This is a genomic window from Tychonema sp. LEGE 07196 (assembly GCF_963890365.1).
In the GTDB taxonomy this organism is placed as follows: Bacteria; Cyanobacteriota; Cyanobacteriia; order Cyanobacteriales; family Microcoleaceae; genus Microcoleus.
In genome coordinates this window covers 1-13,865 of sequence record NZ_CAWPRX010000190.1, presented here as the reverse complement: position 1 = coordinate 13,865, position 13,865 = coordinate 1, and the positions used below count along the sequence as shown (strand labels likewise).

Annotated in this window: 9 protein-coding genes; 7 read left to right on the top strand and 2 right to left on the bottom strand. The window is 46.3% G+C overall.

All coding sequences use genetic code 11. The annotated features are described in order from the left end of the window. Positions 1–289: 289 nt before the first annotated feature. Positions 290–1,024, bottom strand: coding sequence for a phosphoadenylyl-sulfate reductase (locus tag AACV78_RS22590; RefSeq protein WP_194009641.1), 735 nt, complete (start codon positions 1,022–1,024; stop codon positions 290–292). A gap of 425 nt (positions 1,025–1,449) precedes the next feature. Next, complete coding sequence (locus tag AACV78_RS22585) at positions 1,450–2,898, bottom strand: EH signature domain-containing protein (RefSeq protein WP_194009640.1); 1,449 nt, start codon at positions 2,896–2,898, stop codon at positions 1,450–1,452. 533 nt (positions 2,899–3,431) lie between these two features. Between AACV78_RS22585 and AACV78_RS22580 the strand changes: the two genes are divergently transcribed. From AACV78_RS22580 to AACV78_RS22550, 7 genes are all read left to right on the top strand, one after another. Next, positions 3,432–3,638, top strand: a complete 207-nt coding sequence (locus AACV78_RS22580; RefSeq protein ID WP_194009639.1) for a hypothetical protein — start codon at positions 3,432–3,434, stop codon at positions 3,636–3,638. Between the two features lie 271 nt (positions 3,639–3,909). Next, a complete protein-coding gene (locus AACV78_RS22575; RefSeq protein WP_194009638.1) occupies positions 3,910–4,275 on the top strand; it encodes a response regulator transcription factor in 366 nt (121 codons plus the stop codon). Between the two features lie 145 nt (positions 4,276–4,420). Next, the gene (locus AACV78_RS22570; protein ID WP_194009637.1) at positions 4,421–5,587 is read left to right on the top strand and encodes an RNA-guided endonuclease InsQ/TnpB family protein; all 1,167 of its coding nucleotides are present in this window, start codon (positions 4,421–4,423) and stop codon (positions 5,585–5,587) included. A gap of 398 nt (positions 5,588–5,985) precedes the next feature. Next, the gene (locus AACV78_RS22565) at positions 5,986–6,129 is read left to right on the top strand and encodes a hypothetical protein (RefSeq protein ID WP_194009636.1); all 144 of its coding nucleotides are present in this window, start codon (positions 5,986–5,988) and stop codon (positions 6,127–6,129) included. A gap of 26 nt (positions 6,130–6,155) precedes the next feature. Beyond that, complete coding sequence (locus AACV78_RS22560; RefSeq protein ID WP_194009635.1) at positions 6,156–6,656, top strand: chemotaxis protein CheW; 501 nt, start codon at positions 6,156–6,158, stop codon at positions 6,654–6,656. 278 nt (positions 6,657–6,934) lie between these two features. Then, entirely contained in the window at positions 6,935–12,724 is a 5,790-nt protein-coding gene (locus tag AACV78_RS22555) for a methyl-accepting chemotaxis protein (protein ID WP_228042406.1), read from the top strand. 311 nt (positions 12,725–13,035) lie between these two features. Next, the coding region (locus AACV78_RS22550; RefSeq protein WP_194074339.1) for an Hpt domain-containing protein at positions 13,036–13,865 on the top strand (830 nt) is incomplete at its 3' end.

The window sequence follows — 13,865 nt, the reverse complement described above, 5'->3', positions numbered from 1 at the left end:
AGGGAAGAAGGAAGAAGGAAGAAGGAAGAAGTCATTAGTCATTAGTCATTAGTCATTAGTCATTAGTCATTAGTCATTAGTCATTAGTCATTAGTCATTTTACCCGAAGAGCGAAGTCGAAGGGTAGTCATTAGTCATTAGTCATCAGTCATCAGTCATGTTTTGCTGTCGCCTCCGAGCTTTCCGTACAACGTCATCAGGAAGAAGGAAGCCGTAGGGTGCGTCAGGGCTGAATCTTTTGACAAAAAACTAATAATTTTCTATCTGACGCACCATACAACTTTATGCACTATTTTTGTGCGTTACCAGCGTGCAAACCGCACTCTTTCATTGTCGATTCTTCCCACCACCAACGGCCTTCGCGTTCGTGTTGGTTGGGCAATACCGGTCTCGTACAAGGTTCGCAACCAATGCTGACAAAACCGCGTTCGTGCAACTTGTTGTAAGGCACATCCAAAGCGCGAATATAATCCCAAACTTCTGCCGAAGACCAGTTTGCTAAGGGGTTGAATTTAATTAATTCATGGTCTGGAGTTGAGAATGCACTGTCCACTTCAATAACCGGAATATGGTTGCGGGTACTGGGACTTTGGTCTTTGCGCTGGCCGGTAATCCAAGCATCGAGAGTATTTAATTTGCGGCGCAACGGCTTGACTTTTCGCACGCCGCAGCATTCTTTGTGACCGTCTTGATAAAAACTAAACAATCCCTTTTCATCTACTAGGGCTTGTACTTCTGCTGCATCGGGAAACATTACTTCTAATTTAATGCCGTAATGTTCTCTGACTTTCTCCAAAAACTGATAGGTTTCTGAGTGCAACCGTCCCGTGTCTAAAGTGAAAACGCGGAAGTTTTTGGTAATTTTCGAGGCCATGTCGATCAGAACTACGTCCTCGGCACCGCTGAAAGAAATTGAGATATTGTCAAAATTTTCTAGGGCAAATTTGATGATTTCTCGCGGTGTTTTTTGACTGTATTCTGCTTCAAGGGCGGCAATGTTGAGATTTCTTTGGGTGGCAACCATATTTTCGTGTTCTCGATGTTCCTTTCTCTAACCCTCGATTATAGCCTAATAGCGTTGGGTTAAGGCTAAAACTCAACAAATCTATGTAGGTTGGGTTGAACTGATAGAAGAGCACCTGTGGCAAAAACCGGGTTTCTGACCGCAAAAACTGCATCACAACCTATATCTCTGGTTCAGAAACCCGGTTTTTAAGAGCTTGTTGAGAATGGTGCTCTTCTGTCAGGTTGAACGAAGTCAACCCTCCGCTTCACTCCGCCCAACAAAGCTCGGAAACGCAGGGTTCCTGCCAGGGCCCAACCTACAATCTCGATTGTAGCCCAATAGGCTTGGGTCAAGGAAAATTGTAGCGAAAATGTTGGGCGAGAGTTAAACGGAGGGTTTGTTGGACGGGCCCAACCTACGCACTACTTTGCGTAAATTTTACGTTACAAACTTTGCATTTCCTTCTGCCACTTTTTTAACAAAATGTCTCGCTCTTTTTGTTCTTGAGGTTCCGGCATTCTCAAGCCATTTGTAGGATCGTATTTGCCGTAATACTGCGACATTCCCTGAAAAGATTTAGTTCCATCGTTGGGCAGAATCTTTTTCTGTTTCAGCCATTTTTCACAGGAACTCTGCCACATAAAAACGCGATCGTGCACTTCGCCACCTAATTTTCTGAGGCGCTTAATTGAAAGTTCTTTTTTGACAAACAACAGCCGATCGCTCTCTTTGCTGCGCCCAATTAACCGAAGTTCCGCCCCGGTGCCCCGGAAAAACTCGATCGCACAATACTCCTCCAATTCAAAAATGCAGACTTCAGTTGCAGGAGCGCCATCCTCCGGTAAGATATCCACATCAAACTGCAACTGGTAGCCGATCGCGCTCGCAGACGACTGCGGCAAAAGCAACCGCACCCGCTTCAGGCGATCGCTATAATTTGCCCAAAAATCCCGGCGCTCCTCCAACTGCTTAATTTCCGCATCAGACAGCCGCAGCATCCGCGCCACCAAATCAATTGTTTTCTGGAAATAACTGTAATTTAGTGCGCCAATCCATCGAATCAGCGACTCTCGCGCGGGAGCCGAAACTAACTGCAATTTGGGATAATATTCATCTCGCACCCACTCAACCAATTTCGGTCTTTGATTTTTGAGAATATCGCTCGAAATTTTCACTAACAACTCTTCAACTGCTGCAAGTTGCGGCGCTGGTGGCATTTCCTTCAAGCAGCGCAGCAGCCATTCTACGCCCGACAAATCGGAAACCTGATTTTTAGCAAAAATTCCCGCAAGATGTACTCGAGCGCGATCGGCTGCGGGGATTGTGGCGGGTAACTGAGCTTTTGCTAACAGTTCGGTTGGGGTTTTTAGATATTGCCAACAGAGCTTTGCTAGCTCGTAATCAGAGTTATCGCGAGTCAGGATTTTAATAATTTGTACTGGTAAAGCATCGATACCCGCCGCCGTGCTGGCAAATTCGGCAAAGCACTCTACCAAAGAGCGATCGAGCACCGGAACATTGCTGGAAACAGGATTTTCTAACTGCTGGCTGTGGTGCAGAGCCAATCGCCACAGCAACTGCTGTTTCAGGCGGACATTGTTTTGAGCTACCAGCCAAATAGCTTGGGATATTTCTGGGGCGCGATCGGGGTTTTTGGTGTCCCATTCAGCTTTAGCCCAAAGACAATAAGTCCATTCCAGAGGAGTAATGCTGTCACCTCGCTCGTTCTGAATATCTGCTATAATTTCAGTCATCCCTCGCCGCGATATCCCCTTCACTTCGGGTACATTGGGCTTGTTTTGATGGGCAAAATTGCCAGCGTTTTTTATTTTTTCTGGTTGTTGCTGGCTGGGAATTGAAGGGAGTTGAATCTCGCTAAACTGAACGCTCATATTTATAAAATTATCCCAATTAAATTACTGAATTAGCATTTTTTATTTGGCGGCGCATCAACCGAGATTTTTTTGAGAATAATTTCAGGGGAGTGCGTGCGAGCGAGTTGAAAAAGCCGGTTTTGGCGATCGCCAGCGCGTCAGCCCTTGTATTGCAGTATTTTACACAACTTTTGATATTAAGGGAAGATGCTACTGGGAAAAATGCCTCGATTGCGTAGGATTCTTTTTTTCGGTAGAAGTCAATTAAGCTGGTTTGCGGTTTAGTAGCCCTGTCATATCAAAATCAAAGGCAAAAAGTGCGATCGGCTGATGTGAAAATCTCCATCTTAGGTACTATGGACTAAATATTTAAAATGTTATTAAATTAACTGTACGCGATAATAAGTTATCAGTTCAGAGAACTTGCCAGCAAAACCTACCGCAGGAAATATCTATCGCGCAAAAAATTTTAATGTAGATCGCCCCGTGCAGTATCCTGTAGCTTGTTAGCCCCAAGTTTGGGCAATCGGCAGTATTTTCAACTCTTGCAAATGATGTTAAATTTAGTCCCCGATTTTCCCAAAAACCAACGGCGAATTATCGAGTCTCTACTACCAAAATCGATTAACAAACTGTCGCGGTACAACTTAAGAATTCGCTCAAATTTGCTGGATTGGGAATTTGAGCGATCGGGTTCATCAATAGCCTGTCTGGTTACTAAAAAGTGCGGTAATTTGCAAGTAATTATTGAAGTTTAAATTTGGTAACTAATAGTGGGTAATTTCAAATCCCAAATCCCAATTGCCAAATTACTCAAAATCCGTTTGCATCTCGTATATTGTTCGTTAACTCAACTTTTTTCTGCCCGCAGCGGCAGTACGATCGGCTATATTGTATTTAGAAGTGAATTAATTTGTTCGGTGGCGGGGTGCAGCCAAACAACCATAGCTTTCGCGGGGCGAAACTCATCGCGCCAGCTTCTCAATCCTGAATTGTCGGCTGTCAACAACAGCAAGGAAGTATGGAATTATGTCAAAAATTTTAGTAGTAGACGATGTTCCCAGCGAACTCGAAATCATCTGCCGCATTCTTCAAGATGCCGGAATGGACGCGATCCGGGCTAGCGACGGCGAAGAAGCGATCGCCCTGATCCGAGAAAAACCCCCGGATCTTGTCGTTTTAGACGTAGTGATGCCGCGAATGAACGGATTTGAAGTGATCAGAGAATTGCGGGGCGATCGCGCAACTGCCAATTTACCAGTAGTATTTTGTACTCATAAAAATACCGACATTGATAAAGCTTGGGGAACCGATTTAGGCGCAGACGCTTACGTCAGCAAACCCTTTGAAGCTCAGCAACTCGTCAACATCGTGCAGCGCCTGCTTTCGGCCTGAACACAATATATAGCCTTCATAAAAATAATACGGTAAGTGGGAAACGAGTGTGTCTTCAGACCTGAGAGGGAAACGAGCGAGGCAATTTATTGCCCTTAATCTTTTTAGCTGACTATATTCACGGAATAAATGCTATAATGTGAGTATGACACAAAAAGCATTCAAGTACCGATTCTATCCAACTTCTGAGCAAGAAACACTGCTGAGAAGAACGATGGGTTGCGCTAGATTAGTTTACAACCGCGCTTTAGCTGCAAGGACAGAAGCATGGTATGAACGACAAGAGCGAGTCGGATACGCTGAAACTTCAACAATGCTAACCAATTGGAAAAAGCAGGAAAACTTGCAGTTTCTCAATGAAGTTAGCTGTGTCCCATTACAACAAGGCTTGAGGCATTTACAAACCGCTTTTACTAATTTCTTTACAGGAAGATCGAAATACCCTAACTTCAAGAAAAAGCATCACGGAGGTAATGCTGAATTTACCAAGTCAGCTTTCAAGTGGAAAGATGGCAAGGTATTTTTAGCAAAATGTACTCAACCCTTAAATATCCGTTGGAGTCGTCAACTCCCTGAAGGTTCAGAACCATCAACAATTACGGTGAAGCTCTCGCCCTCTGGACGTTGGACTGTTTCTTTGTTGGTAGATGTTGAAATAGCTGCATTGCCTGAATCTCCTAATCAAATTGGTTTGGATCTGGGTATTACGACGCTGATGGCTTTGAGTAATGGCGAGAAGATTGCTAATCCTAAAACCTTTAAAGCAAAACGGCGTAAATTGCGTCAAGCTCAAAAAGCACTTAGTAGGAAGAAAAAGGGATCTAACAATCGCCACAAAGCAAGGCTGAAAGTCGCTAAAGTTCATGCCGAAATTAGCGATGCTCGTAAGGATTTTCTTCACAAATTGACAACTAGACTGGTTCGTGAAAACCAAGTGATTGCAGTCGAGGATTTGTCGGTGAAGAATCTGGTCAAAAACCAAAAACTTGCTCTCTCAATTAGTGATGCTAGTTGGGGTGAAATCGTCAGGCAACTTGAGTATAAGTGCAATTGGTATGGACGAACACTCGTCAAAATTGACCGATGGTTCCCTAGCTCGAAGCGGTGTGGACACTGTGGTTATATCGTAGATAAGTTGCCTTTAAATGTCAGAGAGTGGGATTGTACTAAGTGCGGTACACATCACGACAGAGATGTGAATGCTGCGAAAAATATTCTTGCCGCAGGGCTTGCGGTGAATGTCTGTGGAGCGACTGTAAGACCCGAACAGAGTAAATCTGTTAAGGCTGGTGCTATGAAGCAGAAACTCTAAGAAGTGATTCTTGGAATCTCAGTCGCTTCAGCGCTGAGAGTAGTCAATAGCTCTCACAAAAAACATTATAGCTAGAAACCCCGTTTTATTTAAAAAACTGGGTTTCACAATTTCTTAAAATTTTTACTTTTAATAATCGCAAGTTGATTAATTGTCAAACCCGCGATTTATTTAATATAGTTTCCGGTCGATTAACGGAGTTCAGATTGGTTCGTAATGCGGACTGTATTCCGCATTATTAACCTTTTTTATTTGGGTAATTGACCGGACAGGGTATTACGCAGGAGCATCTGGTGTTTTGCAAAAAACATTTTTTTTATTGAGCGTGCGAGCACCTCAAGAAATCGCGTATTGTACTGGCGAGATATTAAACTGGTACTATAAATGCCAAACACCAGATGCTCCCTATTACACAAAGTGCGATCGGAGCGATCGCTATAGGTATAAATCTAGGAATCTGGACGATCGCACTCCTCAAAGACGGTTTTTGCCCTCTCGTGAGATGCTCCCCTTTCCTGGCAAAGCAAAATCCTAATTTGTAAGCTAGACTATAAACAAAAAATCTACAATGAAAGCAACTGCTCCCACCGTAGCGGGGAATCAGACAAGTGGAACAAAACAATTTCTTATCTTCGGTCAAGGAGGCAGTCTGTTCGCCATAGAATTAGAAGCTGTGCGAGAAGTGCTTTCTCTCAGCGAACAACCGATTTCCCCGGTTCCCAACACCCTGCCGTTTTTGCTGGGATTAACCAACTTGCGGGGCGAAATCTTAGCAACCGCAGACTTCGGAGGGTTTGCAGGTCTCGAACCGGTTGACACTCACCACCCAAGCAGCCGCATTTTAGTGGTGGAAGCGCCAGATCCGCGAGACGTGAGATTGTCGAAGATGCGGATGGGATTGGCCGTCTCCCGCGTCGAAGGAGTTTTATCTCTAAATCCCGATCGCACTGTCTCGGCGATAGATGTCAGCCCTGACTTAGCTCCTTTTTTGAAAGGTTTGTACAATTCCGACGGACGCTTGCTCATGATAGTCGATGTCGAAGCCATCGCCCATTCCGATCGTTGGTAAGTAGAAGGAAGAAGGAAGTTCGGCAACGAGCAATGTACGGGATGTAACGGATGTAACGGATGTAACGGATGTAAGTCCATCGGAAGAAGGAAGAAGGAAGAAGGAAGAAGGAAGAAGTCATTAGTCATTAGTCATTAGTCATGTTTTGCTGTCCTCCCCCCGATCTTTCCGTCCAACGTCATCAGGAAGAAGGAAGAATATGGAGTCAATCTAAAATCTAAAATCTAAAATTGATCGTTCCATCGCCCACATTTGAGTTGCCCACTATAAATTTTATCATGAAACTTCTCTATAGCTCGATCGCCACGACATTCACTTTTACATTACCTGACTTCTCTCCATCGATGCTAACTGGGATTGCCAATTGCATCATTTGTTTGTGTTATTTTGCGATCGGCTTCCTGATCAGCTTAGGTTTGTGGCGAAACCGTCAATTTGGGTTTGACATCTTCGCCACAGTCACAGCAGGCATATTTTTGAGTTGCGCTTTGGGCCACAGCGGCCACGCAGCCGAATACCTGGGACTGCCGCACTCCCCCGTGGTGCAAACTATCTCCGATTGGATAACTGTCATTCCGGCGATCGCATTTTTGAGTTTATCCAACCGCTACCAATTCTTAGTAGGTTCCACCCAAATTCTCAAGTCCAAAAAAGCAACAGAACAAGCCCTCAGCCAAACTAATCAGCGATTTCAAGCCATCTTCGACCAAGCTTTTCAAATCATCGGATTATTAGAGCCAGACGGTACTTTGATCGAAGCAAATCGGACAGCGCTAGAATTAGGCAACTTCCCAGAATCACAAGTGCTGGGACAGAAATTTTGGCACACAGCTTGGTGGGCAGCATCCCCAACCAACCAGCAGCGAATAAAAACCAACATTCAACAAGTCTCTACCGGCCAATTTGTGCGGGAAGAATACGAAATTACCGGCTTCAATAACCAGTTGATAGTAATGGATATATCCTTGAAACCCCTGTTAGATGAAACTGGACAAGTCTATCAAATACTTGTAGAAGGCCGCGAAATTACCAAACGCAAACAAACAGAAGCGGCCTTGCAACAGCTAACTGCAGAACTAGAGCAGCGAGTCCAGGAAAGAACCGAGCAAATTTCGCAAACTAACGCCCAATTGCAACAAGAGATTCGCGATCGCACCGCTGTTCAAGAGCAATTAAAAGCTTCGGAACAATTTTTAAACAATATCCTTAACACCATCCCTGACCCAATTTACGTCAAAGACGAACAGCACAGATGGCTAACATTAAACGATGCCTTTTGTCAATACATCGGCCACAGCCGAGAAGAACTAATTGGCAAAGCTTACCGCGACTTTTTGCCGAAAGAAGAAGCAGATATATATGAAGAAAAAAATCAATTAGTCTTTTTGGCAAATACGAGCATTGAAACCCAAGAAACTATCACAAGCCCAGCCGGAAATACCCAGTTTCTCTCCGTCAAAAAATCTACCTTTGTAGATGCCTCCGGCAGCAAAGTCCTCGTTTGCGCGATTCGAGAAATCACCAAGCGCGTGGAAATGGAAGAACAAATGCGGCAAACACTCGCAAAAGTAGAAAATTCCCAACGTTTGCTGCGGACAGTAATTGACGCCACCCCAGACTGCATCTTCGTCAAAAATCAAGACCGCCGCTACGCCCTAGTCAATGCAGGTTTCGCCGCCGCCTTCGGCAAAACCCCAGCAGAAATTATCGGCAAAGATGATTTAGAACTTGGCATATCGGCCGATCGCATCTTCAGCAACACCCACGCCCAAACAGACTCCCAAAACCAAATCCAAAACTTCCGCACCGACAACAAAACCGCGCCGGCCCCCAACGACTCCGCCACCTTAGCCGACGGCAAAATACACGTATTCGACACCCAGAAATTGCCGCTCAAAGATGCAGAAGGCAATACTATAGGAATGCTCGGCTTCGCCCGCGATATCACAGAAAGCCGCGAATCCGAACAGCAGCTACTGCGGCTCAAAGCCATCCTAGAAGCCACAACAGACTGGGTAGGGGTGGTAGACTGCCAGCAGCGCACCCTCTATCTCAACCAGGCCGCCAGAGAAATGTTAAAAGTTGGGAAGGACGCAAATTTAGCCGACATCAGAATTTCCGACCTGACATCGCCCAAAAGTGTCGATACTGTTACAAACGTCGGCATCCCCGCAGCTAGTCGGGATGGAACGTGGAGCGGCGAGACAATTTGGCAGACTTTAGACGGCGAAGAAATACCAGTTTCTCAAGTAATTATTGTCCACAAATCCGAGAGCGGAGAAGTTGAATTTATGTCAACGATCGCCCGCAACATCACCAGCCGCAAGCGCGCGGAACAAGCCTTGCAGCAGAACTTGCAAATGCTCGACCTCGCCAGCGATGCTTTGATTATTCGAGAGCTAGACGGTACGATCGATTACTGGAACCAAGGCGCTGAAAAAATCTACGGCTGGAAAAAGCAAGAAGCTTTAGGACAAGTTACTCACACCCTGTTCGATACGATATTTACCCAACCTTTAGCATCAATTTTAGAACAGCTAGAACAGCATAATTATTGGGAAGGAGAACTAATTCACACCACCAATTACAACACAAAAATTACCGTATTCAGTCGCTGGACGTTACAGCGGGACGAACAGGGAAAACCCAAGGCAATTTTAGAAATTAACAACGACTTTACAGAGCGCAAGCTGGCTGAAGTCGAAAATCAAAGATTGATTTCGCTTGTCGAAAGCAGCTCTGATTTTATCGGCATAGCAACAATGGAGGGAGAGCCAACATATATTAACGCCGCTGGAATTAAGCTAGCGGGATTGCAAAATATTGCCGAAGTTAAAAGCAAAAATATGTATGACTTCTTCACACCAGAAAACGCTAAAATTCTCAAAGAAGAGATATTGCCCGCCACTGTGCGAGAAGGTTTTTGGCAAGGCGAATTCCTGTTTAGAAACTTTCAAACAGGCGAAAACATTCCCGTTGACTTCACCCTGTTTACAGTCAAAAACCCAGAAACAGGCGAGGCGGTGGCCCTAGCCACAGTTAGCCGCGACATTAGCGATCGCAAACACGCTGAAGAAATGCTGCGCGATCGCGAAAGACTGTTCCGAGCCATTTTCGACCAATCGTTCCAATTAGTCGGGCTGCTAGAACCCGACGGCACCGTCTTAGAAGCCAACCAAACAGCCATGACAGCCGCCGGACTCGGGCGCGAAGACTTCGTGGGCACGCAGTTTGCCGAGAATCTGTGGTGGCAGATTTCCCCAGAAGCCAAGCAAAAAGTCGAAGCTGCAGTCGTCACAGCCGCCGCCGGCGAATTTGTCCGCTACGAAGCCGACGTGCTGGTTGCTGGAGGTGCTGTGATGACTGTGGACTTCTCCCTAAAACCCATCAAAGACGACAGCGGCAAAGTCGTGCTGCTGATTCCAGAAGCTCGCGACATTAGCGATCGCAAAGCTCTAGAACGAGAATTAGTTTTGCGTCAATCCCGCTTTGACGCATTCTTTACAGCCGCCCCGGCCGCCATGTTTATCTTTGACGACCAATTGCGCTTCGTGCAAGTCAACGAGAAATTAGCGGAAACCACCGGCCCGTCAGTTGCCGAACACCTCGGCAAAACCGTCAGTGAAGTGATACCCGAAATGGTCGATACTCTGCAGCCGATTTTGGAGAGCGTTCTGACAAACAACCAATCATTTTTAAACATTGAGGTATCGGGAACAACCGTCAATCAACCGAGTGTAATCCGAGATTGGCTGGCTTCTTACTTTCCTTTGGCCGGAGAGGACGGCAAACCGATGGGTGTCGGCGGTGTGGCGATCGAAATTACCGATCGCAAAAAAGCCGAAGCAGAGCGCGATCGGTTTTTCACCCTCTCCCTCGACTTGCTGTGTATCGCCGATTTTGAAGGCAAATTCAAGCGCCTCAATCCTGCTTGGGCAAAAACCCTCGGCTACACCGTAGAGGAACTGCAAGACCAATTGTTTCTCGATTTCGTCCATCCCGAAGACTGCGAAAAAACCTTAGCAGAAACGGCAAAAATAGCTAGCGGAGCCGAAGTAATCGCTTTTGAAAACCGCTATCGCTGCAAAGACGGTTCCTACAAATGGCTGTCGTGGAAGTCGCGACCGCTACTAGAAGAAAAGATCATGTATGCAGTCGCCCGCGACATTACCGAAAGCAAACAGGCGATCGCCCAACTGGAAGCAACAACAGCCCAATTAGCCAGTTCTGAAGACAAATTTAGAGGTCAAAGCAATCTTTTGCAACTGTTAATTGACAGCATTAGCGACGGCGTAATTGCTGCCGACGAAAATGGCAATTTTGTTTTATTCAACCCCGCAGCCGAAAATATCTTTGGCTTGGGTTCCACCGATACTATTCCCGATGAGTGGTCGGGAAAATACGGCTTATTTTTGCCAGATGGAGTCACTCCCTATCCCGCCGCCGACATACCTTTAGCGCGCGCAATTCGAGGAGAATCATCAGACGACGTAGATGTTTTCACCCGCCATGCAGCCCAGCCGGAGGGTTTGTGGATAAAAATTAGCGGCAGGCCGCTTAAAGACGAAACGGGAGCAATCAAAGGCGGTGTAGTAGTTTGCCGCAACGTCACCCAGGAAAGAGCATCCCAGCAGCAGATGCAGCAGTTTGCCGAGACACAGCAACGCTTGCTGCAAGAACTCAAAACGCGGCAAAATGCCCTAGACGAAGCTGCGATCGTCAGCGAAACTGACATCAAAGGCATGATTACCTACGTCAACGACAGATTCATTCAAATCTCCGGTTACAGCATGGGAGAACTGCTGCACCGCGACCACCGCATTATCAATTCCGGCTACCATCCCAAAGCATTTTTTGCTGAAATGTGGATGACAATTTCGCGCGGCTTGGTGTGGAAAGGAGAAATCAAAAATCAGTCTAAAAATGGCTCATTTTATTGGGTAGATTCGACGATCGCCCCCATCTTCGATACCAGCGGCACAATAGTCAAATATATCGCCATCCGCTTTGACATCACCGAACGCAAAGAGGCAGAAGAACGGCTAGAAAAATTGGCAGCAGAACGCAAAGCTGAAGCCGATTCTATGACTCAACAAGTCCTCAAATTGTTGGGAGAAATTAAAGGCGCGGCTCAAGGCGACTTGACAGTCAGGGCGGAAGTTACCAACGATGTTTTAGGTGCTGTTGCGGATTCTTTCAACTTCTTAATCGGTTCTTTGCGGAAGGTGGTAACAGGAATTCAAAATCTAGCCGAACAGGTAACATCTGCCACCGGCGAGTCAATCACCAATACCAGCCAACTCACCCAACAAGCGGAAGTTCAAGCAACAAAAATATCTGCCATCATGCGGGAAATTGAGCGGATTGTGAATTCGATCCGCGACGTGCGAGATGTTTCGGTGCGGGCTGAAACAGTCGCCCAGCAGTCTTCTCACACTGCTGAAGTCGGCGGTATGGCGGTCGATCGCGCTGTCGAAGGCATTAACGAGCTCCGGTTGACGATCGCCTCAACCTCAAAAATGATGAAGCGTTTGGGCGAATCTTCGCAGCAAATCGGCAAAATTGTTACTTCGATTTCTCAACTTGCTTCCCAAACGAATTTGTTAGCTCTCAATGCTACGATTGAAGCAGCCAGAGCCGGCGAACAAGGTTTGGGCTTTGCGGTTGTCGCCGAAGAAGTGCGGAAGTTGGCAGAGCGATCGGCCGGCGCTACTGAAGAAATCTCGGAAATTGTCGGTACAATTCAAGAAGAAATCAGCCGCGTGATGAAAGCAATGGAATCGGGAACGCTGGAGGTAGTCGAAGGCACAAAACTAGCCAGCGAAGCTAAAACTCACCTCAATGCTATCATCGAAGTTAGTCGAGAAATGAATGCTTTGGTGCAGAATATTACTCGCGCATCTGCCAAGCAAACTGTTTCCGCTGAGGAAATTTCTAACAGTATGCAGCAAGTCAACGAGATTGCTAATACAACTGCACAAAAGGGTTCGGATGTCAAAGCTTCTTTGGACGATCTGTCCGGTTCTGTTGCAAAATTGCAAAAGTCGGTGGCGAATTTCCGCAGTTAGTCATCAGTCATTGGTCATTAGTCATTAGTCATTAGTCATTAGTCATTAGTCATTGGTCGTCTCAAATTCCATTAAATAGCATAATTCCTGTAGGGCGGATTCACGAATAATGTTTAATTCCCACCGATAATCTACATAAACCCGCCCCATCCCAAGGCAAAAAGTGCGTTAGCGAAGCTTGCAGAAGAGGATCGCATTTCTGTCGGTGGGGAGGGGCGGGTTGAAATGAACCGGACATCATCTAAGAAGTGACTAATAACTAATGACTAATGACTAATGACTAATGACTACTAACTAATGACTAATTTAATATGAATGACGATGATTTAAACGAATTAATAGATGCTTTTACCGCAGAAACCACCGAGTTTCTCCAGTCGATGGAGACGCACCTGCTGGCGATGGAAACCTCGGATTTGAAAGAGCGAGAAGCGGCGGTTAAAGAAATGTTTCGGGCCGCTCACTCGATTAAAGGTGCGGGTTCGATGTTGGGCTTTCAAAACGTGTCGGCGGCGGCTCACACCCTAGAGGACTGTTTTGTCATTTTGCGCGATCGCACGGACTTGTCGGCACTGGAAGCGACCACTGTAAGTGTTTTACTGCAAGGGGTGGATACTCTCAAAAAGATTTCTGTCGAATCCATTCATCACTCAGATGTCAGCACTCCAGATCAAAGGTCAAATTTGGAGGATCTCGCCCAAATTCACGCCCAGTTCGAGGCAAAGTACGGCAAGCCAGAACCGCCACCAGTTCCCGTCGCCAGTCGATCGGCAGCCCCGGAAACCCTAAAACTGATTTTTGAACACGAATTGCCGCCAATCTTCAATCGCCTGGAAACCGAACTTTCCCAAGCTTCTGAGGCAGATTTAGCAAAAAGCGTTACCGCCCTCAACCAGGTTTATTATCAACTCTCCGGTTTGGCTGGAATGCTGCAATTGCCGGATTTTGGGAAAGTCGCCGCACCCCTGAGAGATTTGATCGATTTTCCAGACTTGACTTTAGAACGCCTCCAGTCCGAGGGTTGGGCGATCGCCCAAAACCTGCAAACAGCACGCCAGCAGCTATTGGAAGGAAGGGCGATCCTCTTCGAGGGCTGCGCTAACGAGCTCCCCCAAATCTCCCCACCCACAGAAGAACCACC